Raw genomic sequence first — 23,151 nt, 5'->3', positions numbered from 1 at the left:
TCAAGTCACTTTTGTTGCGAGAACAATGGCATCGACTGCTGCGATTGCACCTGCAATTTCGTGTTTAGTTATGTTTGGCGCGCCTGCGTGGGAATTCGGGTTTAGGACTATCGACTTGAACATTTCTACGTTCTCAAGCGCTGCAAAAAATTTGGAGTTACTGCCTCCGTTTTTTGCCCATTCTTTTGCAGCCGAAAGAAGTTCTTCCGACGTTTGCTTCCGTCTATCCTGCTTATATCGAACTTTGACGCTCTTCTTGTCACATAGATAGTGCAAGGCGATTTCCAATGCCGTCCTTGCATAGTTTGCTGCGGCGGAAAGATGACCTTGAGCGAGGAAGGCCTTCGAATGCGCCAAAGCTAGCGTCGCCGCGCCATCCCCATGGGTGATTGACTGCGGCATTGCGCGCGGGTCATCGTCAGGACTTCGAATCTCAACAAACTCCCACGAATTGGACGCGAGTATTTTTGTCGCCTCCTTTTCTTTTATGGAGGCTCTAGCCATATCGTACCAGACGCGGTCATGGGTAAGGAGAACAACCTGCCAATCTGAGAATTTGGAGAAGATTAGCTCTAAGACCGGTAGCCGGTTCGATTGATCTAAACCGATCAACACATCGTCCAAGACCAGTAGCCTTGGCGCATCCGCTGGCATGAATCGCGTGTTTACTTTTCGTGCCGCGAGGTAAATCGCAAGCCCTAGGGCGGATAGGCGAGCTTCGTTCAGATAATTCTGCGGTCTTTCGAATTTTTCATCAAAACGCTCGATACTGGGGGTGATAACATTGCCAATAAAGCCGCGCAGGTCCTTTGGATTTTTGCCGTTGAACCGAAATTTGCTAAACGCCAGCAGGGTCACTTTGACGTCTTTCCAGCCGAGGTCTTGAAGGATCTGGTTGATGGGGCCAACATCGGTCGATGGCGGCGCAGGAAGAAGCTCATCTATAGCGCTTAAAATCGCGTCGTTTATCGCGTCGATTGCGCTGTCCCGCTCTTTGCCTTTTCCGGGTGATATGCGATCCAGAGCCATAATCGCTTCGATCTCTTGCCAGATCTCGTGGACCGTTTGGGTCGACGATCCAGCTTTCGTTGCGGGATAATCGCGTAGCAGCGTCTCTATGAAGACATCGAACAGGTTTACTTCCCCACTCCCATGCTTATAGTTTGTGTCAAGCAAAGAGCGATAGTCCAGCATCGCCTTGCGCAATGCGCCCTGAACAACCTGCTTATCGCCCTGGGTGTTGGGTGAGACAGCCGGATGGCTTACTTCGGTCCATTTAGCTTCCGAGCCTTCGTCGAATTTCACTTCTACAAAACAGTTGCCGAACGGCTCCTTGGAAAATCGGTTTTTGAGGTCAGACAGCCGATCACGTTTTCCAGCGGTCGTGTTGTCCTCCAACGAGAAGAACTCGTTAAATGCATGATAGATCGATGATTTGCCCGCTCCGTTCTCGCCGTAGATCAGCAAGTTCTTACCTTTTAGCTCAAGCTTGAAAGGCGCAGGTCCGGGAAATCCGCGAAAGTCGCAGATGGTTAGTTCGTTAATCCGAACGGGCTTTACCGGCGAACTCATTCCTCACCCTCAATAATGCGCACCACATCAATGGAACGTAGCGCATTCAGCATGCTTGCTATCTCGTGCGACGGAACGAAAATCTCGCCGGCGAGTACTTCCGCCGCCTCCCTCAGCGCTTCGTCTTCAAGACTGCAGAGGTTGTCGAACCCTGCACGCTCGCAGGCATCCAACAACCGGATATCGCTCTCGTGGAGATCATTAGGAAAGAACAGTTCGTAGACCAGTCCATTGAGAAGTTGCTCGAAGCGTGGTGAAATCAAGGCCAGACTTGAGAAAGAGATTTGGTAGAGCCACGTGGCTATCGGCAAGGTCGGTATTGAGAAATCTTCCAATCCATCGGGCTGAACCTCGTAAAATCCGCCTTGCTTCGTGGAAAATACTTGCATCGAATAGAAGTTAGATATCGGAGAATTCAAAATTAAACATAGATATTCATTAAATCCCTCTTTCGAAAAGCAGTATGCGGTATTCGAAATGTATGATCCGGTGGTATCGATGGCAAAAGATGGACGCGCCGATACTTTCGTTGAAATTACTTTTGTCTTTTCGAATTCACCGAAGTAAGCAACCGAATCCTGTATTTCGTACCATTGATACGAACCCGTTTTTCGACCTGGCCATTTGCCGTCATTCTCGTCGTCCCACTCACTCGGCTTGGGTTCGAGTGACTCCCTAAAGCGGGATAGATGCTCAAGGATTAGTGGATACTTCGCTATTTCCACACCCCTACGCGTGAAGATGATCCAACGATCAGGTTTTTCAGCCTTCCACTTCTCAATATCATCACCGGTCAGATACGGCCTGATCAGTTCATTTTCATGTTTTCCGTTGTTCAACTTCGCCTTCGTCTCCCCATCAATGACAAATGCTTTGTTGAAACCTGTAGTGATACCGCGATAGACACGGTTCCCAATAAAATCCTTCAATGGTGAGCCAGCGCGGCGGATGCGATCCAACAAGTTGCGCTTGACCTGCGGTTCCAATTGCCAGCCTTTGGCATCGTCCAGCGCCTTTTGTGGTACCTGATACGCATGGCTGCGAAAGAGCTCGGGAAATTCCGGAATGTCCTTGCGGCCCATGTCCGATGGCCAGTTCCAGGCGAGCAACACATCGTCCGCGTGCGGCTGTTCGAGCACCTGGACTCGGCGTTGCGCCACGATGATGGTCGGATAGGCTACGGCATCGAAGACATCAGCATCGCCGAAATCGATGATCGAGCGAATCTTTGCCGCACGCCCCAACCAGCGGCGGGTATTCTCGCCATAGGCGGCACGGTACCACTTGTTCGAGGTGATGAAGACGAAGGAGCCGCCGGGCTCCAGGAGGTCAAGTCCGCGCTCCATGAAATAGACCAGATAGTCCGCCGTGCCGGCAAAGCTCTGGTAAAGTCCCTCAGGCAAGAATTTTGCGCTCCTCGATTGCTTCTTCTTCAGCGCGTCATGGCGCTCCTTCAGCCAAGCCTTGTCGGCACCGATCTTCTCCTGCCGGACATAGGGTGGATTGGCGATGACAATGTTGAATTTCTCAGTGAGGCCAAACATCCATTCCGGATCGAAGAACTTCGCCGATGCATTCTGATCAAACGGGTCCCAACGGGCGATTAGCCTCGCCGTGTCCTTTGGCAGGTCATTGGATTCCTGCAGCAGGTCTGAAAGTTGCTCGCGCAACTGACCGATCTGAACCCTCGCCTTGTTTTTCGTCCGGCGATTGCGCGCACCAAAATAGCGCTCATTGGCTTCGGCAAGCGCTTTCTCCGTCGCTTCGATCTCCTCGTTGCGGAAGAGTTCGTGCTGCCTAGCACGTTCGATAGGTCGCAAGGCATTGGCCGCCACCAGCCGGGTTTCCAGGTTCGGCAGCGGCGTGATGTTGAGGTTGTCCGCCTTTTCGTCGATCTTCTGGCTAACCACTAGCGAGATGAAAAAACGCAGCTTGGCAATCTGGACGGCGATCGGCTGGATATCGACGCCGTGAATGCATTTGTCGATGACATAAAGCTTGCGGGCGTAGTCTGGGAAGTTGCTAGTCTCGGAGAAATCTCTGTCGAGCTTTTCGAGCTGATCCCTCAGAGCTTCGATCTGTTCGCTCTTGGCACCGATGTCTCGGCTCGCTTCAGCAAGCGTAAGCTGTTTTACCAGCGGTTCGCGGAGCGCGGCCTTCCAGCGCCTATTGTGTGGATCGAGCCGCTTCAAAATATGGATCAGTTTTTGCAAAAGACCCATGGGGAAGGCGCCCGAACCACAAGCCGGGTCAATGGCGCGGACGCTTTCGATCCGCGCAATCAGCCGGTCTTTTTCCGACTCGGAAAAATCATAGTCCGTGTCCTCATAGCTCAGCAGAGCGCGAAGCCGCACTTCGGTTGCTGGCCCGTCCAGCGTTTCGTTATTCGTAGTCCTAACGTCATTGGTCCGCTGGAGATCAAACTCGCCGGGCACTGGCCCCAGATCGAAAGCCTCGTTGATATTCTTATGGCTTTGCAGGCCAAGGTTCGGGAGCTTTTTTGACTTTTCGAGAGCTGGTTGCAGATAGCCAACAAGTGCCTCGTCCACCATGTAATCCACGACAACGCGTGGCGTGTAAAAGGAGCCCGACTTCTTGCGCGCATTGGTTGAGGTGTCTTCGTTGTAGCTGGCAATTAGGTTTTCGAAGACCCTACCGAGCAGTTCGGGATCAAGTGCGACTTCCTCGTCAAAGGGCGTATTCTCCTCGACGGTGAACTTGTAGCTCTCAAAGATGCGGATGAGGCCGTCGACCTTCTGACCAGTTTTATTGGTGCCGTTGGCCTCGTTCAAAGGTGCGTCAACGTCGCCGCCCTGTTCGGCAACCGCGAAAAAGATCTTGTTTGGCACGTAGAGCGGATTGGACTTTCGCTCTGAGAAGCCATCGGCGCGGATTACCTTCTGACTGCCTTCTATGCTGATCCACTTTTTGAGATCATCATTTCGGTCCAACTCGGCATCTGACACTTCCCGGTCCAGACATTCGAACAGACCACCGTTGAGGAAGGGCACCTTGCGGAAAATTTCCAGCGCTTGATCGGGGTGACGGAAGGCCTGCTTGTAGCGATAAAGGGTCGAGATCAGGTAATCCGGCGTCCGCCCGGTCTCCGCCGTTTCGGATCGCCATCTGCGATCATCACCTTCCATCTGTGTATTGAGGGTTGCGAAGAAAAGGTTCTGCAGGATCGCCTTGTAGTAGGTGCTGTCCTCGCGGTTTTTGTCCGGGTCCTGCACCAGCATCTCCCGCAAATGAACGGCGTTGAATAGAGCGTCTGGAACCAGCTCCTTTTCCTTGATGAACCACACAAAGATTAGACGGGTCAGCAGGCGGATGACCGAAATCTGGTTGAGCTTATGCCGTTCATCGGCGCCAACCTTTTCTTCCACCTCCCGTGCGACCGGGAACATTATCTGCGGATGGTCCTTGGTGCCGACCGCCCATAGATACCAATCGGACAGACGGCGATAAAACCGCTTGTTGAGCTCCTCGGCAGAGAGGATCTCCGTCCAAGCCTTGTAGAGGTCGTCGAAATTGTTCGGCGCTTTCGTGGCGGTGACACCAGCCTGAATATGCAGGTCCGTCAGGATGTCGAGATGGGCACGATGTGGGTGTTCGAGATTGACATCCTTGATCAGCGCCACTTTTCGCGTCGGCTCAATTACGTCCCGCGAATTGTCTTTTTTGTTCGGACGTCGTGGAACTACCGAGAGCGTGAGCTTTCCGCCATATTGGAAGAAGATGATCGCAGGCATCGGGAAGAGGCGGTTCACCGCACGGGTAATCTCGGCAAGCTCTATGCGCGTCCAATCCCGGTCTTCTAGATTTATGGTCAGGAAGACGAATGACTCGATAATGCTGCGATGATAATCGCTCTCACCGTGAAACAGATCCTTTTGCCCCTCGGCGAGCATGGGAAGTTCGTCATTCGTCAGCTGGAAAACGAAATCCGCACCCTTCCAGCGATGTGTCTGCGCGTGCTCGCTTGCCGCCAGCTTTTCATCACGGTCAACCATCGACAAAAATTGCGACACGCTACCGTCCAGACGGATGGTCTTTCCACTGGTATAGCCAAGCGCACTCAGAAGCGCGCGCGCGCCCTCCCGTGGTGCGGCGTGTTGGAAGCTGCCTAGAGCCTGTTTGACTGTTTGCCTTTGCCCAGCCCGATCAATCATTTTCGATATGCTTCGCCTTCTTTGATGACCAGCCAGGTGATCAGCTCGAACTCGGTATCGGCTTTATTCGCGTTTGGCTCAACGACCAATCTTCCACCCCGGTCTAACAACATGTTTCCGATGTTACGCGATGAAAATTGGGACGTGATACCATCAATAGCTTTTCCGAGAAGCGCTTCGTAGACAGCCATATTCTGTCCGCCCTCCGTCTGCCGATCGAACATGGCGTACAGGTCGTGATAAGCATCTTTCTGCCCAAGGCAAAGCGCACGATAAATGTCCAGAACCTGCTTGGCCTGCGCGAAGCCATATGCGACTTCGCCGTTATCCCGCACGTACACCAGATAGAACGGCTGCAAAGGATTTACCGAGGCACCATTTTGCTGATCGCGGCGATCGCGCAAGCAATAGATGACCCCCGGTGTGACAGATGCATATCCGGGGTGCGGTGGCACCATGCCGAAGACGCCATTCGGCAGCTCCGGTTCACGCCGCTGTTTGTGGAAATTGCTGAGTTCGCGCCTGAAATCCTCAAGGGTGAAGTTGCTTAGAGCGACGCTTTCTGTGAAGTCCTCAAGATCGACCACTTCATCCTTCAAACGCAGCAGCTGCTTGTCTCGATATCGCATGTCCTCGCTGATCAGTTCCTCAAGGCCCGCCACATCAAGGATATTATCATCGCTGGTTGCAGAGAGATCGACCAAAGCCATGCGTGCTTCGACGCGGCTCTTCAGGTTGATGTACTTATTTAGGTCCTCGGTGGGCCAGAAGTTGACAAGCTGAATTTCTTTGTTGCGACTACCAATACGGTCGATCCTGCCGAAGCGTTGAATTATTCTGACCGGATTCCAGTGGATGTCGTAGTTGATCAACAGATCGCAATCCTGAAGGTTCTGGCCTTCCGAAATGCAGTCCGTGGCAATCAGAATATCGATTTCGCGGTCTTTGGGCATGCCGCGCATGCCTTCGCGTTTTTTCGATTTGGGAGAGAAATTCACGAGGATTTCGTCGAAGCGTGCCCTTCCAAAGGTTGCCTTGCAGCCGCTTGCGCTACCAGTGACGAGACCGGAATTCGTGCCGAATTCCTCCTGGGCCCATCTCTCGATCTGGGTATAAAGGTAAGCTGCGGTGTCGGCAAAGGCCGTGAAAATGATGACTTTTCGGATAGGATTTCCATCATGATTGATGGACGGATTACGCATCTTCTCGGAAATCAGCTCTTTAAGCTTCAAGAGCTTCGCATCGCGATCTGATCCGACATCCTTTGCATGCAACCGGATATCGTTGAGCTTGACACGATCTTCTTTCAGCATCTTCAACCAGTCGTCAACCTTAAGATGGTCAAGACTGAACCGCTTTGCTCCGCCGACTTCCGAGGGATTGGGATCGTCGTCTTCGAAAAGGTCGAGTGTTTCCTGAAACTCCGTGACGTCCACCTCGGCATTTTTGTGCGCCTGCTTGTAGTCCAGCAGTCGGCGTTCGAGCGCCTCAATTCGTTCGATCGTCCGATCCATGGTGATTGTAAAGGAATGGATAGAGCTCTCTAGGCGCTTCAGAAAATTGACCTTCATCATTCCAATTAGGAATGTTTCGCGATCCGCCTGAGTGAAGTTGCGGACAACGCCGTCATCATAATGATGTGCAAATTCCTGCTTGAGGAATCGGGCCGGGTTGAAGACAGCCAGTTGGTACTTGCTGATCTGCTCGTTCAACCTGTCATAGGAGAGGAACTGGTCCTTGGTATCAATCTGCGGGAAGACTGATATTGGCTTTGCTCGCTTGGGAAACTGGCCGATCTGCTCCAGTGAAGCGCTGTAGTAGCGCTGAATGTGCTTACGCGAGCGCGCGATTGAGAGACCGTCCAGTAGTTTAAAAAGCCCGGACGGCAAGCGCTCCATCAGACGTGCGACATCGCGTTCTTTAGAGCGACTTGCCCAGTCGGCAAACACCTTTTGCGAGCTAGCGAGCAGATCTTTGAGATTGCCGATGCCGAGCGTTTCCGAGAACGCGCCGTCTCGATTTTCTGTAATGAAGTAAAGCTGGCTTCGCAAATCCTTGAGGTCGTTGTTGACCGGTGTTGCTGAAAGCAGAAGTACGCGCGTCTTTGCCCCCGCTTGTATGATATCGGTCATCAATCGCTCATATCGCGACTTCCTGATCAGTTTGCCGTCTTCGTCACGTTTACCTTTAGAATTGTTTCGGAAATTGTGGGATTCATCGATCACGACGAGGTCGTAGTTTCCCCAGTTGATGCGAGAGAGATCAATGTTACCAACATGTCCACTCTCCCGAGATAAATCGGTGTGAGAAAGTACAGTATAACCGAACTTGTCTCTCAGAAACGGATTGAGGTCGCTGTTGTTGTCTGACCTGTATACTGTCCAGTTGTCGCGTAATTTCTTTGGGCACAGAACCAAAACGGATTTGTTTTTTGACTCGTAGTACTTAATTACAGCCAAAGCGGTGAATGTCTTCCCGAGGCCGACACTGTCTGCGACAATGCAACCACCATATCGATCCAACTTTTGGACTGCTGCCTTCGCGCCGTCTTTTTGAAAATCAAACAGCGTTGTCCAGATCTGACTGGTTGTAACTGCAGCGTCGTCTAGAAGTCTGGCGACGTCATCGTCGGCATCGAGGTGGTTAAAGATCTCCGATAGTGTCTTGAAGTAGATCTCTTCAGGACTATGATTCTGGAAAATCGCGTTAAGTGCTGATATTACTTGCTGTTTGACGTCGTATGTGAGCTGTTGGTCTGACCATAGCTCATCAAACCATGCTCTTAAATCGTCACGATCGCGATCACTATCCACGACCAGATTTAGCTCGATGTTCGATTTTCCGAATATTCCGAGGCCGCTGAGCGTGAAGTTAGAACTGCCGAGCATTGCATGGTCACGCGAACCATCATCAATATGGTAGAGTTTTCCATGAACGAGTCGTTCACGGACAGACCGTATCTCCGCAGTGCTGTCGAGCCAATTTGCACAATCCCGCGCAACAAACCGGTTTTTGAGGCCCAACTGCAGGGTGTGTTTTTCATTCGCCGTCGTTATTGCGAAGGCAGCACCTTCGCCGCCCAGGCTCTCCGGAGACAAATGCGGCTCGCCGAACAGAAAGCGCATTTCATGCAGATCAGCTAACTTCTCCCGGAGGGAATAGTATGCATACATTGAAAAATAAGCCGAAACGGCGCGAAGAGAGCTGCCCTTCCTCAATCTATGCTGAAGAAATTCTGAAGCTGTGCTTCGAATGTAGTTGTCCCTAAGACCAGATACCGTCATTTCCGCAATCCAAAATACCGCACTATCGAATCAATCATAGATTACGTTTCCCAATTGAGCGACGGTGATTCAATATTAATTCATTTTATTGAGGCACTTACGCTGAGCGCAACGAACGATGAGAAACCGTCCGAATCCCGATCGGTTTCGTGGTGAAACCCGAAGTGGAGAACTGGTTTCGTGCTCACGTCAAGCCTGGGCTTTCGCGGCGCTGATATCGCCCCGCCCGTTCGGTAGTTTGATCAACAGCGCGAATATCCCACCAGAGATTGAAAGCATTTACTATCACCGCTTACGCTCGCCAGGGGGCAGTATATCGACCGAGCAGCCGAGCATTTGAAGAACCTGCAGGACTTTTCCAACCTGAGCCGTTGGCTTCCCTGCCTCGAGATCCACAATGAACCTGACGCCGACGCCACAGACGCCCGCGAGCTCGTCCTGCCGCAGGCGTTGCTCCTTACGCGTGCTTCGGACCAGGGCGCCGATATCGGCTGACGTTCGGACTTGTTTAGACATTGTTACTTTCCCGCTCGGGAAAGTAACAGCTTAATTGACACGATGTTGAACACAATTTTCCCGATCGGTAAATTTAACGCCGCCCTTATCGTGACACCCGCCGAGCGGCTGAGTGGGAGCGGACTGCCCGCTGATTGGCAATGGCAGCAGTTCATATCCCAATCGAGAACCTTTGCGCACCCGGCTCACACCATCGGATTCCGATCCAGCTTCCCCCGATACACGGGATGCCGGTGCGACACGATCGCATCGACAAGCGCTGGAGGTTTCGACCCCGCCAGCAGCAACATCTTACCTGTCTTCATTTCCAGGATCTGATCTGCGGTCATGAGTTTTTGTCGCTGCTCGGCGGTGGAGGTCTTGCGGCTTTCGCCGAACTTTGCGGACGATTGTTTCGTACGGGTCAACACCGTCTTGTCGCCAAGGGCGTTCGCGGCCCAATTGGCGGTTTCGAATTCGGCGCGGCCAAGACCGAAAATGCGGGTGGTGACGCAGGAGCCGAGAATGCTGGCGGTGTCGCCCTTCCCATAGACGCTTTCGATCTGGCCTTTGTCTTGAGTGATGAATAGCGCCTCAATGCCGCAGCCGGCGGCGACGTTGGCTATGTTGATCAGCTTCTCCATGCGACCGAGACGAACAAATTCGTCCAGCACCAAAAGCACGTTCTTTTTTGGCTTTTTCGCGCCTTCCAGCCTTACGGCCATGCCGAGAATGATGTTCGTCAGCAGCCGGAGAAAGACAGCCTGGCCGTCCACCTGGTCGAGCGGTACGACCATGAAGAAGTCGGCACGACCCTCGAACAGGTTTTCGAGCGAGCATGTGGAGGTGCTGAGAAAGGCGCGCAGTTCATCGGAACGAGCCCAATCGAAAGCCTTCTTGATCGTCGTCTTGATTGCGCCGCGCTCATTCTCGCCGGCTGCGAGGAAAGTCGCGGCGGCGGCGGCCGGGCGGGTGCCGAATGTCTCCGGCGCGCCTGCCCATTCCGCCAGCGTCTTGTCAAAGCCAGCGGAAAATAGCAGATCCATGACGGTGACCAGGTTGCGATCGGCGTCGGCGCGCTTGGTCATGATGACCTCGATCACGGCGGCAATCATGGATTTTGCTATCTCGGCGAAATGCGCACCGTTTCCACTCTCCGATCGAACAAGTCCCTCGGCAATGACCTCGATGTCACGGACGAGATGAGCTTGCCGGATATAGTCGAGCGGATTGAAGCGGTCTTTCGACGGCTCGAGGACACCGAAGGGATTGAGAACCACAACCTGGCGCCCAAGCGATCGGCGATAGCGGCGGGTGACGGCGAAGTTCTCGCCTTTGATGTCGAGAACCGCGACCGGGCCGTCATGGTCGATGATGGCGGGAATGACGACGGACACGCCTTTCCCGGCGCGGGTGCCGGCGATGGCGACATGGTGGCCGGCGCGCCATCCGGTCTTCGGGTTGGGGCGATAGCGCAGCATTACGCCGCCGGAGAGGCCGAGCGGCAAGCCGTTATCGTTGTGCTGGAGCTGGCGCAGTTCCTGGCGATTCATCCATCGGGCGCGCCACGGCCCTTGTTTCGAAATCCGGCTGGATGATGCAGGCGCTGCAATCGAGATCGCCCGCAGAATGAAAAACAGCGGCGCGGGAAGCCCGATGGCAAGGCTGGTTTGCACACCGAGCCGCTGCGCCTCTGTGAACCGGTCCCATGTCGACACCATTCCTCGGATGCTCTCGATTCCGGAATAGCCGGCGTCTCGCCAAGCCTTGAAGCTGTCGAGCAGGACGCCTGCCGCAATGGTTGGGTCGGTAAGGGCGAGAGCAGACGCGGCAAGGAGGGCAGCCCTCACAGCTAAGCCCGACGCGCTGCGGATGCGGCCCTGGGTGTCTCCCGCCAAGGTCAGCAGCGCGAACCCGCAAAACGTCACCATGATCGCGGCGCGCGAATTTTGGTAGATGGGTGGCCAGAACAACGGCGCGGTTTCCATCAGCAGGAAGCCCGCCGCAATGACGGCAATGGAAAGGGCATAGCGATAGGGCTGAATGATGAAATTCATGAATCGAAACTCCAGACGGAAATGAAAATCAGTTGCGGCCGCGATCGGGCTCGGTCGGTCGGCCTGTCACGTCTGCGGCGCGACCGCCCCCAGCATCGCTTCGGCTTGCTCCAGCAGGGCGAACGCTTCCGCCAGCTCGGTCGAGGCCGTGCCGCTGGAATGATTGCCGGAGGCGAGCCAGGCGTTCATGAAGGTAGCCTGTGACGCGATGAGCGATTTCAGCGATCCTTCCAAAGCCGCTTGCCGGCTTTCGATCATGTCGGTCGAGCGTTTCTCCAGCGCCTCGAATTGCGCGGTTCCGCTCTGCAAGGTGTTCATCAACGTCTCGACGTAGCCCAGCAATTCGCGCTCCAGCGGCGACAGGGTCTCGGGCATCGGTGGTCTGGCGGGTGTGGTCATCGGTCAATCTCCCTGGACGATCTTCAGGCATGGCGGTTTGTCGGTCCCGGCCTGGCAGGTGATCAGCCGAAGGCGGTTGACGTCCCAGGTCAGGACTTTGCCGCTGCTGGTCCGGTTGATCTGCAAACCCATCTGCCAGAGACTGGCGTTCTGGGCGCGGTCGATCATCAGCCCGGCCCAAAACCAGCTCGCCGTGAAGCTCAACAGGACGATCAGCAACGTCACCGCGCCCATGGTCAGGAAGAACGGCTGTACCATCGACCGGAGCCGGCTCACGTCCGCCTCGGTCATCGCCAGGGCCTCGTTCAAGTGCTGGCGGTTCGCGTCCGTGAAGTTGCGGATATCGGTCTCGATTGTAGCTTGCGCGCGCTTCAAGGCTTCTCTCCAATCTGTCTCGAAGCTCGTCGAGGGCGATGGCGTCGAGCCGGCTTCCGGAGCGGCTGGGCTCGCCAGCCGATCTTTCAAGCGCTCGCTCAAGGGTATTCTCTCGGGTCCAGTCTTCACGGAACAGGCCTCCTTTCAGGCGCCAGCGCTCGTCCGTCTCTGGGTCGCGCACGGTGATGTAGTTTTTGCCGGCGCGCGGCAGGTCGAAACCTGCCGCCGCCAAAGCCTCGGTCATGCTCGGGCGGTCATGGATTTCGCCGGTCTCGATGCGCTGGACGATCCAGTCATGGATCAGCTCGCGGGCATCGCCGCGCCGCACGCTCTCGATAAGGCTGACGGTCTCGCGGGCGCGCTCCGGCGCCATCGGATCATTCCAGCCGTGTTCCTTGTTCAGAACATCCCGCAGGGCGTCGTAGTGCTTCTGGTAGCCGGGCGGCGCGATGTTGAGGCTACGCCCGCTCGCCAGCTCCATGCGCGGTGTCACGAAATGAAGCTCGACGCGGCCCTCATGGGTGTGTCGCACCCAAAGCATATCGCGCTGGTCGGCTTCGAGGCCGGCAAAGGCAAGGTTTTCGAAGGCGTCCATCACCTGCCGTTGCAGGGCATGGCTTGGCGCGTCTTCCGCCGTGAAGGCGATGACGCCGGCGCGATAGGTCCACTGGTGCGGGCAGACGTCAATCAGCGAGCGCATTCTGTCGGCATCACTGCGCAGCACCTCCGGCAGGGGCTCGCGGGCAAACAGCATGACCTCGCCACGCTCGTCGCGGATCGCGTTGCGGTTCTGGTCGTAAGCGACGACGTCGCGCTCGACCAGATAGTCAACCGGTCCCGACCCGCCGCCCTGGCCGTTGCGGAAAAACTTGATCAGCACGGCGCGCCATCCTTGGCCGTGAACTGCTCAAGTGTTGCCGATAGCGCCCGCTCGATGGCGACCAATCGCGCGGCAACCGTGATTGCGTCGATGGCGGACACCTGGCCCTGAGCCTGGGCCGTGTTCAGCCATCGGGCGATCTGGTTGAGGTTGCCGCCGATCTGCGCGACGGCGCGCACCAGCTCCGGGTCCACTTTGGGGACGGGACGGCGGCGGCGCGCTTCGGTGAGGCCAAGCGCTTCCCGCATCAGCGTGGCGAAGGGCAGACCGGCCCGCGCCGCGCGGGCGGTCAGCGCCTGCTTTTCCGATGCCGTGCAGCGGAAAACCACGACGGCGTTGAGGTCGCCCTTGGGCGATCGCCGCGTGCTCTTGGTGGGGTTTGAAGGGGAGGCTTGCCTCCCCTCACAAGGCTCCCTGTCGGACGGCTCGCCGTATGACAGGGGTCGCCTTGCTCCCTTCAAATCGCCAGCCGTCATGACGCCCTCCGAAGGTCGGTTTGTCGGGCGGTTTCATCGGCAATGTGGTCACGGCGTCGGCTGAAGAAAGTAATCCAATCCAGCGCACTCGGGCTCGTCTCGTCCGGTGGCCAATAGCTGGGCAAGGCATAGCCGGGCTTTCCGGTTTTCACCGTCCGCATGCCCAAGGCGTCGATCGAAGGAAAGCCGTGACGTCGCAACCAATTGCGCCATTGCTCGACCTGATCCGCTTTGGTTTCGGCGACGAAAACGAGCGGGACGGCTCGCCGCGTCTCGACGCGCGGCGGGGCGTCCTCGCGCGGGTTAGGTTTATATATTTTTTCTTTCTCTAAGTTTGGTGGACATATTTGTCCCCCTTCGCTGGACAGATCTGACCGCCTTTCCGGACGATTTTGACCGCCTTCATTGGGGTAAAGGGTGACAACTTTGTCCGTCTTTTCGCGGGCATCCGATGCGCGTAAAATCGACGCCGCTGAGGGACGATATTCTGTGTTGTGCCCGACGCCATTTCCGCGCTGGACTTCGAACCATCCTTTGACCTCAAGTTCACGGACGGCGCGCTGAATGGTCTTGACGCTCTTGCCGGTCGCGTCGGCAATCGTTTGATAGGACGGCCACGCCTTTTCGGTGTGGCCGTTCAAATGCGTGGTGACGATGTAAAGCGCCACGGACCGCGCGCTGTCGCTCACATCCTTGTCGCAGCTCAACTGCTGAAGCCATTGCAGCTTCACGTCCCGGAATGGCCGCGCCCCGCTCATGCGCGCCTCCCTGGGCGCAACACCAGCGGAAAAGAATGGCCGAAAACGGCCGGAAAAAGTGGGACGGCGGCTTTACTAAGCCATTGATTTTTATAAGATGGGGTCTTCGTCCCACACAGGGTTAAGCTGCTGATTTTCTTGGAATTCGGCAGGCCCTCCGGGCCCACCATTTCTCTGTCTGTCTGACCGGAGACATAGGTAACAAAACGTACCTAAGACATGGTTGACAACCTCGTGCCGAATGTAGCCGGACGCGACGTTCTGCATTTTTGACACTAGGTTTTGCAAACTCCAGATTCGTCGCCGACCTAAAACATCCCGGAGCGGACTTGGGTGTAGTCGGACGCGAATTTCCGGAATTTTGACACGAGGTTCCGGAATTTTTCTTTTTCCGAGCGGTCGTCAATTAAGTCGACAGATGATCGGCAAGTTCTAGCTTCAACTGCTCTTCGCTCTCAGGGACGTCGAGCACGTGCTTATAAGCCCGCTTCATGAGCTTATGTGCTTCTGGATGGTCGCTCGCGTGGATCATATGAAACATGACCCGACCTTTTCCCTTTTCACGTTTGTAGATTGGCCAGGGTCGAACGAACCGATAGCCAAGTTCATCCCGAAAACGTTCAGCCATCTTTATGGCAATCAGATCGCCGCCCAGGCCCTTCAGCTTCAACCAATCACTGCTTCCCCACCAGTTGTCAGGCATAGGATTGTCAGATTTGAAACCTGAGAGCGCTCTTCCGAGCCATCCTGTCGCGAGGAAGTAGAACTGCTCGATCTTGTTCGCATTATCCCCTTTGTGCCGAGCGAGCTTCCTGACAGTTTCCCAATGACATTCGCAACTAAACTGGTCCAGCAAACAAAAAGTGGCAGTCTTTTCTCCAATGACGCCGCTATTAAGCACCTCGTCTACGGTCGCGTTGAAGTCGCCATGCAGAACTTGAAAGTGTCGCTTCGGCGAGACAGGTTGGCCGGAAACTAGTGATTGAAGCGCACGGACCTGTTCGGCATCCTGATCACACAGAAAAAACTGCTTTAGGAACCGTGGTTCTGAGTTTACGACTAACTCGGCCGCCCAACTGTCGGGTAACTCTCGATTCTTCGGTCCGGCGAACCCGTCGACATAACAGCCATGCTTTGTGATAAACACAAAGTAGCGGAGATACCGCGCGATGAGCTTCGCTTTATGCTCCGTCCAAACCGGATCGACGCCCGCCTGCATGATTGAGACGGGCGCCATTTGGTCTGGCAGATCTTGGAAGAGAGAATCATTGGTCATGGCTTATGCCACGCCCAATGCCCTTGGTTGTCAACCGGACCGGCGCAATCCCAAGGGGAAGTCTCTCACGAGAGCGCCATCGACAAGACCCCCGCCTTTGCCGAAAGGATCGGCCTGCTTCTGCTCCACTCGGCTCATTGAAGGGCTGCCTGTCAAAGGGTTATTGGCGTAGTTCCCCCATTGCTTGAAGAAGGCCGCGATTTTGTAGGCCTCACAATCCTCAAGAGCATTATCAACCCAACGAGCGTCCATTGGTCTGGCTCCTCCACCACTTTCACCACCGATGATCAGCCAGTTGGGCTTGGGGTCGTCGGCAGCGATTCGGAGTGGTCCGATCGCCGGCTCATAACTGACGAACCATACTTTGGCTGGAATAGAAGCTATGAAGGACTTCCGCTGATCAAATCGCAGCTGGTCCTCAGCCGTAAACCCCAGCCATACGTTGGCATAGCCCTCCGACCCCCAATCTGCCGGCAGCATCTTTCTGATTTGCTGCGGGCGCTTGGTTAGCAATTGCCAATCGAGATCCGGCGTTTCACGGATGAGGTCGAAGAGATCGCGCCTCCATTGTGCATCGACTTGGTTGTCGAACACATCGGCGAGTGAAGCGCAGAACACACGCTGGCGGCGGCCATGCTCATGGAAGAATGCCGAGGCCTGCGATTGCCACGTCAACGGCGCCTTCCAATAGGCATCCGTGGTCCGCTTTCGAGGATTGTTTCCCCATTTCACGTGGCCGGAGCGCTTGGACCATCCCTCGGCATAGCAATTGTCGCAGCCGGGACTAATCTTTGTGCAACCCGTCCAGGGATTGAATGTACGGTCGGTCCACTCGATCTTGGTCAGTTCGGCCATCGCAAATCACCTCTTATTCGAGAGTATATTTGTAGTTGCCCCTTAGTTAAACAACCGTGATCGCCTCAGATGCGGCGGCTCTGCCTGAGGTGCGGTTACTGATGATCACCTCTTTGACGCGTCTTGCGCTGGCGCCCCCGCCGACCGAATAAGTGCAGTCGACCTCTTCGATCTGGAACTTTGAAAATGTCTCGAAGACCCCTTGAACCGCGTTCAAAGACAATATGAAGCGACCTTTTAGCTGACCGAGGACATCAGCTATCTCCGCGAAATCTGCCCGGCTGAAAGCCGCTTTCCCATAATCGTCTTCGCTGCCCCAATAGGGCGGATCGAGATAGAACAGGGTGCCCGGACGGTCGTACCGCTCGATGAAGGTTCGCCACGGCAGGTTCTCGATAACCACGCCGGCCATCCTCTCGTGGATCTCTTCGAGTTGCGGCGCCATCTTCATGAGATTGAAGCGGCCGCCCTGCATCGATACGCCGAAATTCTGGCCCGAAACCTTCCCGCCAAAGGCCAGGCGCTGGAGGTAAAGGAAACGCGCTGCGCGCTCCAAGTCGGTCAGCGTTGACGGGTCGGTGCGGGCTAGCCGATCGAACTCACGCCTGGACGTTATCTGGAAACGGAGCGTGTCCAGGAACTGTGGATAGTGCCGTTGCAGGATCCGGAAGAGATTGGCAACATCGCCGTTGATGTCGTTGATCACTTCCATCTTCGACGCGATCTGGTTGACGATCTCGCCGACCGTGGTCTTCTCGAAATGTTCGGTATCTGAGGCTTTGTCCGCGTCGACGAAATCCGCCGATCGGGCGACAACCTTCATCAGATAGCCGCTCTCTGCATCACCTGTGAGGTTGTCGCTTTGATAGGTGAACTCCCCACCGTTTCGCAGCGACCCGCCTTCCCAGCCGTAGAACAGCTGATAGCGAGTGCCTTCCGCAGGGCTGGCAGGGATGGTTTGCAATGTCCACTGCTCCAGGTCGATTTATCCCAGATCATGTCGTCGGTCTGCCTGACGAGCACATAACCCGCCAGCCCTCAAAGATGCGTCGTCACCCATCGAAATATTGATCTGAAACATCAGTAGGTATATTATAAACATCGAATATGCGGGTCTGCATAATAAAAGCGATGGTTGAATCGTGATTACTGCTGCTCAGATGCGCGCCGCGAGGGCTCTTCTCGGCATCGACCAGCGGAAGCTGGCGGAGCTCGCGGGGATTTCGGTGCCGACGATCCAGCGCATGGAAGCGAGCGCCGACGTGGTGCGGGGAAACGTCGATTCCCTGATGCGCCTGCTGGCGGCGCTCGACAGGGCCGGGATCGAGCTGATCGGCGAGGGGGCGGCCAGCGAAAATGGGGGGCGGGGGGTCCGACTGAAGGCCGGAGCGGGACCTTCCGGAAACGAGAAGCCGGAACCATCCGGACGCACGCATGGAGCGAGGAGGCGCCCATGACGTCGGTACTTGTCATGCTGCTATGCGTTGCCGCGTTTCTGGCGACAGCGGCGCTCGCGGTTTTCATGGCTCGATCGAAGCAGGCAACGGCTGTCATCTACGGACTGAGCCTTTCCATTGCGGCTGTCGCCTTTGCAACCGGGTTGGTGCAGCTCGTCTCGCCGCCCGCCGAGGTTCCGATCCTCATGCTTCCCTTCAGCCTGCCCTGGCTCGGGGCGCATTTCAGGCTCGACCCGCTGGCCGCCTTCTTTCTTCTCGTCGTCGATCTGGGCGGTGCCTTCGCCAGTCTCTATGGCCTCGGCTACGGACGTCACGAACATGCGCCCCACAGGGTCCTGCCTTTCTTCCCCGCGTTCCTTGCCGGCATGAACCTTGTGATCCTGGCGGACGACGCATTCACTTTCCTGCTGTCCTGGGAATTCATGTCGCTGGCCTCGTGGGCGCTGGTGATGGCGCATCACCGCGACGCCGAGAACCGCCGGGCGGGCTATCTCTACATCGTCATGGCGAGCTTCGGTACACTCGCCCTGCTGCTCGCCTTCGGCCTCATGGCCGGGCCTGACGGCGCCTATGGCTTCGCCGCCATGCGGGGCATGGACCACACTCCACTCGCGACCGGCCTCGTCCTTGTCCTGCTGCTGGTCGGCGCCGGTTCGAAGGCCGGTCTTGTGCCGCTGCATGTCTGGTTGCCGCTGGCACATCCGGCCGCACCCAGCCATGTCTCGGCCTTGATGAGCGGCGTCATGACCAAGGTTGCCGTCTACTGCTTCATCCGCGTCCTCTTCGATCTCGTCGGCGCGCCGGCCTGGTGGTCGGGCCTCCTCGTCCTGCTGATCGGCAGCGGCACCGCCGTGCTCGGCATCCTGCATGCCTTGATGGAGCGGGATCTCAAGCGCATGCTCGCCTACAGCACGATCGAGAATATCGGCGTGGTCTTTGTCGGCCTCGGACTGGCGCTCGCGTTCAAGGACGCCGGCATGGAACTGGCGGCGGCGCTTGCCGTGACCGCCGCGCTTTTCCACGTCCTCAACCATTCCTTCTTCAAGAGCCTCCTCTTCTTCGGCGCCGGTGCCGTCCTGACCCGGACGGGCGAACGCGACATGGAAAAGCTCGGCGGCCTGATCCATCGCATGCCGGTGACCGCCTTTACTTTCCTGGTCGGCTGCATGGCGATTTCGGCGCTGCCGCCGTTCAACGGCTTTGCGTCGGAATGGCTGGCCTTCCAGGCGATCCTGCAAAGCCCCGACCTGCCCCAATGGGCGCTGACCATTCTCGTGCCGGCCGTCGGCGGATTGCTGGCCCTGTCGGCGGCGCTGGCGGCGGCCTGTTTCGTCAGGGCGTTCGGCATCGCCTTCCTCGGTCGGCCGAGAACCGACCCGGCCGCGAATGCCTCGGAAGCGGACCGCTTCTCGCTGGCGGCCATGTCCATTCTGGCGGCTCTGTGCCTGCTGGCCGGCATCCTGCCCGGGATCGTCATCGACGCCCTCGCGCCGGTGACGCAGCTTCTCGTCGGCGGCCGGATGCCGGTCCAAACGGACATGCCGTGGCTGTCGATCGTGCCGGTCACGGAAAGCCGCAGTTCCTATAACGGCCTGCTCGTCTTCCTGTTCATCGGGTTCTCGGCCTGGCTCGCCGCCGGTCTCGTCCACCGTTTCGCTTCGCGCGCCCTTCGCCGGGCGCCGGCCTGGGACTGCGGCTTTGCGCAGATCGATGCCACGATGCAATATTCGGCCGGCAGCTTCGCCCAGCCGGTCCGGCGGGTTTTCGGGACGCTGGTCTTCCGCGCCCGCGAGCGGGTCGACATGCCGCCGCCCGGTACGCTGAGCCCGGCACGCTTTGCATTGGAGACCCATGATCTCGTCTGGGAAGGTCTCTATCTGCCGATCGCCGGCGCCGTGGGTTACGTGGCCGAGAAGCTCAACTATCTGCAATTCCTCACCATCCGGCGCTATCTGAGCCTCGTCTTCCTCGCGCTCGTCCTCCTGCTTCTGGTGCTGGCGTTATGGTCCTGATCCACGACCTTCTCGTCCAGATCGTCCAGATGGCGTTCGTCGTGGCGCTTGCGCCGCTGCTGACCGGCTTCGTCCGCAAGGCGAAGGCGCGGCTCCTGCGCCGGCGGGGAGCATCGGTCATTCAGCCCTATCGCGACCTGTCGAGACTTCTGCGCAAGGAGGCTGTGGTGGCGGAAAACGCATCCTGGCTGTTCAGGATGGCGCCCTACCTTATCTTCGCGGCGACCTGGGTTGCCGCCGCGGTCATTCCCACCTTCGCGACAGGCCTCATCTTCAGCTGGACGGTCGATCTGATAGCCATCATTGGCCTGCTCGGCAGCGCCCGTTTTTTCCTGGCGCTCGCGGGCATGGATGTCGGCACCAGTTTCGGCGGGATAGGATCGAGCCGCGAAATGCTGATCGCCACGCTCGCCGAACCGGCGATGTTGCTGATCATCTTCGCGGTGGCACTCATTGCCGGTTCCACCCAGCTTTCGACGATCGCCGCCTTCATGACGTCCCCGCAAGTGGGATTGCGCGTTTCGCTGGCCGTGGCGCTGATCGCCATCATCATGGTCGCGATCGCCGAGAACGCGCGCATCCCGATTGACAATCCGGCGACCCACCTCGAACTCACCATGGTGCACGAGGCCATGGTGCTCGAATATTCCGGCCGGCATCTGGCGATGATCGAGCTCGCGGCCATGCTCAAGCTGCTGCTCTATCTCTCCATGATCGTCTGCATCTTCGTGCCCTGGAACATCAAGGGCCCGGAGGCGGGGTATCCGGCCTACCTCGTCGGCTTTGCATCCTACGTCGTCAAGCTTGCGGCCGGCGGCGCGATGCTTGCGCTGTTTGAGACTGCGACGGCCAAGATGCGAGTCTTCCGGGTGCCGCAGTTCCTCGGCGCAGCGCTGATGCTCGGCCTGCTTGCCACGCTGCTCAGATTCGTATCGAGGAGCCTGTGATGCAGGGACCGGTCTATTTCGACATCGCCCACATGCTCGCTGGCGGCCTCGTCCTGGTCAGCATGATGATGCTCTACCAGGACCGGCTCTATGCGCTGCTCAACGTGTTCGCCCTGCATTCGCTGCTGCTCACCCTTTCGGTCGCCTGGCAGGCCTTCATCCAGGGCGCCCCGCATCTCTATGTCACGGCGGCGATCGCGCTCGTCTTTAAGGTCGTCGTCATCCCGGTCGCGCTCCATCATATGATCCGCAAGCTCGGCATCCACCGGGAGATCGAGACAGTGGTCGGCATAGGCCTCACCATGCTGGCCGGCATCGGCCTCGTGGCGCTGTCGATCGTGGTGATGCTGCGGGTGACGCCCGAAGCCGACCCGCTGACCCGCGAGGACCTCGCCTTCGCGCTCTCCGTCCTGCTGCTCGGGCTGCTGATCATGGTGACGCGGCGCAATGCCGTCAGCCAGGTCGTCGGCTTCATGTCGCTCGAAAACGGACTGGTGCTCGCCGCGACCGGCGCCAAGGGCATGCCGCTGGTGGTCGAGATCAGTGTCGCCTTCTCGATCCTGATCGCCTTCATCGTCATCGGCGTCTTCCTGTTCCGCATCCGCGAGCGGTTCGACACCGTCGACGTCAGGGCGCTCGACGACGTCAGGGGAAGGCGTCGGAAATGAACGCATCCTCCCTCTTCGCCTTCGATGCGGTCGCGGCTATTTTGGCGATCCCGGTCGTCGCTGCGACGCTGCTCGCTCTCATGCCTGGCTACAAGGTGACGGCGCGCGTCAACGTGGCGGCCAGTCTGCTGACGCTCGTCGCCGCCCTTTGCCTGTTCGTGACCGAGCGGCCGGAGCCGGGCCGGTACCTGCTGGTCGACGACCTCAACATCGTGTTTATCGTTCTCAACACCTTCGTCGGCTTCACGACCAGCCTGTTCAGCGCCAGCTATATCGCCCACGAACTGGAGACCGGCCGGCTGACGCCGGCGAACCTGCGTTTCTACCACGCCATGTATCAGATCATGATGTTCGGCATGAACCTGGCGTTCGTCTCAAACAATATCGGCCTGATGTGGGTGGCGGTGGAACTGGCGACGCTGACCACCGTGCTGATGGTCGGAATCTATCGCACCCATGAGGCGCTGGAAGCGGCTTGGAAATACTTCATTCTGGGCAGCGTCGGTATCGCCTTCGCGCTGTTCGGCACCATTCTTGTCTATCTGGCGGCACAGCCGGTGGTCGGAGAAGGGTACGACGCCATGGTCTGGACCCTTCTCGTCGAGCGGGTCGCTGACTTCGACCCGGCGCTGCTCAACGTCGCCTTCATCTTCCTGCTGCTCGGTTACGGCACCAAGGTCGGCCTCGCGCCGCTGCACGCCTGGCTGCCGGATGCGCATGCCGAGGGGCCGACGCCAATTTCCGCCGTGCTCTCGGGACTGCTCCTGAATGTCGCGCTTTATGCCGTACTGCGCTTCAAGATCCTGCTCGCCGCCAGTCCGGAAGCGATCAGCCCCGGGCCGCTGATGATGACGATGGGGCTGGCGTCGCTGATCTTCGCGGCGTTCATGCTTTACCGGCGCCGCGATATAAAGCGTATGTTCGCCTATTCCTCGATCGAGCATATGGGCATCATCGTTTTCGCCTTCGGCCTCGGCGGCCCGCTCGCCAATTTCGCCGGGCTGCTGCATATGGTCATGCATTCGCTGACCAAGTCGGCGATCTTCTTCGCCGTCGGCCACATCTCCCAGATCAAGGGAACCCAGCGGCTTTCGGCGATCCGCGGCCTCACCGAAACCCATCCGGTCCTCGGCTGGGGTCTGGTGATCAGCGTTGCAGCCATTGCCGGCCTGCCACCCATGGGCGTCTTCATGAGCGAGTTTCTGCTTGTCAGCTCCACCTTCGCGCGACATCCCCTGCTGGCCGTGCCGTTGGTGTTCGGGCTGCTGGTGGCGTTCGGGGCCTTGTTGCTGCGGCTGACGGGCGTCGCCTTTGGCCAGCCGCGCGGCAGCCGGAAACCAGCCGATGCCTCTTATCTGCCGATGTATTCGCATCTCGTGCTGGTCCTGATCGCCGGCATCTATCTGCCGCCGCCGCTGGTCGCCTGGTTCCAGCATATCGCCAACCTGCTCCGATGAAGGACTGTTTG

General features: G+C 57.4%; 18 protein-coding genes. 6 read left to right on the top strand and 12 right to left on the bottom strand.

From position 1 onward, the window contains the following. The 7 genes from ACZ9IU_RS14325 to ACZ9IU_RS14295 form a co-directional block, all read right to left on the bottom strand. Entirely contained in the window at nt 1-1,572 is a 1,572-nt protein-coding gene (locus ACZ9IU_RS14325) for an AAA family ATPase (protein WP_038543994.1), read from the bottom strand. After that, entirely contained in the window at nt 1,569-5,744 is a 4,176-nt protein-coding gene (locus ACZ9IU_RS14320; RefSeq protein WP_080719181.1) for an Eco57I restriction-modification methylase domain-containing protein, read from the bottom strand. The genes ACZ9IU_RS14325 and ACZ9IU_RS14320 overlap by 4 nt, the downstream gene beginning before the upstream one ends. After that, nucleotides 5,741-9,028 (bottom strand): helicase-related protein, encoded by a 3,288-nt coding sequence (locus ACZ9IU_RS14315; protein WP_038543992.1) that lies wholly within the window; start codon nt 9,026-9,028, stop codon nt 5,741-5,743. The genes ACZ9IU_RS14320 and ACZ9IU_RS14315 overlap by 4 nt, the downstream gene beginning before the upstream one ends. Nucleotides 9,029-9,313: 285 nt before the next feature. Beyond that, entirely contained in the window at nt 9,314-9,544 is a 231-nt protein-coding gene (locus tag ACZ9IU_RS14310; RefSeq protein WP_080719180.1) for a type II toxin-antitoxin system Y4mF family antitoxin, read from the bottom strand. Between the two features lie 185 nt (nt 9,545-9,729). After that, the gene (locus ACZ9IU_RS14305; RefSeq protein ID WP_038543991.1) at nt 9,730-11,580 is read right to left on the bottom strand and encodes a type IV secretory system conjugative DNA transfer family protein; all 1,851 of its coding nucleotides are present in this window, start codon (nt 11,578-11,580) and stop codon (nt 9,730-9,732) included. A 66-nt stretch (nt 11,581-11,646) separates the two neighbouring features. Further along, nucleotides 11,647-11,979, bottom strand: a complete 333-nt coding sequence (locus ACZ9IU_RS14300; RefSeq protein ID WP_244447552.1) for a hypothetical protein — start codon at nt 11,977-11,979, stop codon at nt 11,647-11,649. 3 nt (nt 11,980-11,982) lie between these two features. Next, complete coding sequence (locus ACZ9IU_RS14295; protein ID WP_244447551.1) at nt 11,983-12,483, bottom strand: hypothetical protein; 501 nt, start codon at nt 12,481-12,483, stop codon at nt 11,983-11,985. 127 nt (nt 12,484-12,610) lie between these two features. Here ACZ9IU_RS14295 and ACZ9IU_RS14290 point away from each other — a divergent pair, with 127 nt between their 5' ends. Further along, a complete protein-coding gene (locus ACZ9IU_RS14290) occupies nt 12,611-13,345 on the top strand; it encodes a hypothetical protein (RefSeq protein ID WP_437179024.1) in 735 nt (244 codons plus the stop codon). Here the strand turns inward: ACZ9IU_RS14290 and ACZ9IU_RS14285 are convergent. The 5 genes from ACZ9IU_RS14285 to ACZ9IU_RS14265 form a co-directional block, all read right to left on the bottom strand. Continuing rightward, a complete protein-coding gene (locus ACZ9IU_RS14285; RefSeq protein WP_244447420.1) occupies nt 13,228-13,710 on the bottom strand; it encodes a MobC family plasmid mobilization relaxosome protein in 483 nt (160 codons plus the stop codon). The two genes, ACZ9IU_RS14290 and ACZ9IU_RS14285, sit on opposite strands and share 118 nt — an antisense overlap. After that, complete coding sequence (locus ACZ9IU_RS14280) at nt 13,707-14,468, bottom strand: helix-turn-helix domain-containing protein (RefSeq protein ID WP_038543983.1); 762 nt, start codon at nt 14,466-14,468, stop codon at nt 13,707-13,709. Before ACZ9IU_RS14280 ends, ACZ9IU_RS14285 begins: the two co-directional genes overlap by 4 nt. Nucleotides 14,469-14,874: 406 nt before the next feature. Beyond that, nucleotides 14,875-15,744, bottom strand: a complete 870-nt coding sequence (gene tcmP / locus ACZ9IU_RS14275) for a three-Cys-motif partner protein TcmP (RefSeq protein WP_038543982.1) — start codon at nt 15,742-15,744, stop codon at nt 14,875-14,877. Nucleotides 15,745-15,774: 30 nt separating this feature from the next. Then, entirely contained in the window at nt 15,775-16,599 is an 825-nt protein-coding gene (locus ACZ9IU_RS14270; RefSeq protein ID WP_038543980.1) for a DUF5131 family protein, read from the bottom strand. Between the two features lie 46 nt (nt 16,600-16,645). Continuing rightward, nucleotides 16,646-17,563 carry a DNA adenine methylase gene (locus ACZ9IU_RS14265; protein WP_244447419.1) on the bottom strand — a complete coding sequence of 306 codons (918 nt, stop codon included), beginning with the start codon at nt 17,561-17,563 and terminating at the stop codon, nt 16,646-16,648. A gap of 196 nt (nt 17,564-17,759) precedes the next feature. On the opposite strand from ACZ9IU_RS14265, the gene ACZ9IU_RS14260 reads away from it, so the two are divergent. Genes ACZ9IU_RS14260 through ACZ9IU_RS14240 form a run of 5 tightly spaced genes read left to right on the top strand, consistent with a single transcriptional unit; the run spans nt 17,760 to nt 23,140 of the window. Next, nucleotides 17,760-18,056 carry a helix-turn-helix domain-containing protein gene (locus tag ACZ9IU_RS14260; protein ID WP_498957796.1) on the top strand — a complete coding sequence of 99 codons (297 nt, stop codon included), beginning with the start codon at nt 17,760-17,762 and terminating at the stop codon, nt 18,054-18,056. Then, on the top strand, nt 18,053-20,068 hold the full coding sequence (gene hyfB, locus ACZ9IU_RS14255) for a hydrogenase 4 subunit B (RefSeq protein WP_038549392.1): 2,016 nt from the start codon (nt 18,053-18,055) through the stop codon (nt 20,066-20,068). Before ACZ9IU_RS14260 ends, hyfB begins: the two co-directional genes overlap by 4 nt. Continuing rightward, entirely contained in the window at nt 20,059-21,015 is a 957-nt protein-coding gene (locus ACZ9IU_RS14250) for a respiratory chain complex I subunit 1 family protein (RefSeq protein WP_038543978.1), read from the top strand. The genes hyfB and ACZ9IU_RS14250 overlap by 10 nt, the downstream gene beginning before the upstream one ends. Beyond that, on the top strand, nt 21,015-21,683 hold the full coding sequence (locus ACZ9IU_RS14245) for a hydrogenase-4 component E (RefSeq protein WP_038543976.1): 669 nt from the start codon (nt 21,015-21,017) through the stop codon (nt 21,681-21,683). The genes ACZ9IU_RS14250 and ACZ9IU_RS14245 overlap by 1 nt, the downstream gene beginning before the upstream one ends. Then, the gene (locus ACZ9IU_RS14240) at nt 21,680-23,140 is read left to right on the top strand and encodes a hydrogenase 4 subunit F (RefSeq protein WP_038543975.1); all 1,461 of its coding nucleotides are present in this window, start codon (nt 21,680-21,682) and stop codon (nt 23,138-23,140) included. The genes ACZ9IU_RS14245 and ACZ9IU_RS14240 overlap by 4 nt, the downstream gene beginning before the upstream one ends. Nucleotides 23,141-23,151 lie beyond the last annotated feature (11 nt).

Source organism: Mesorhizobium sp. USDA 4132 (assembly GCF_056279545.1).
This window is presented reverse-complemented; position numbering and strand designations above follow the sequence as displayed.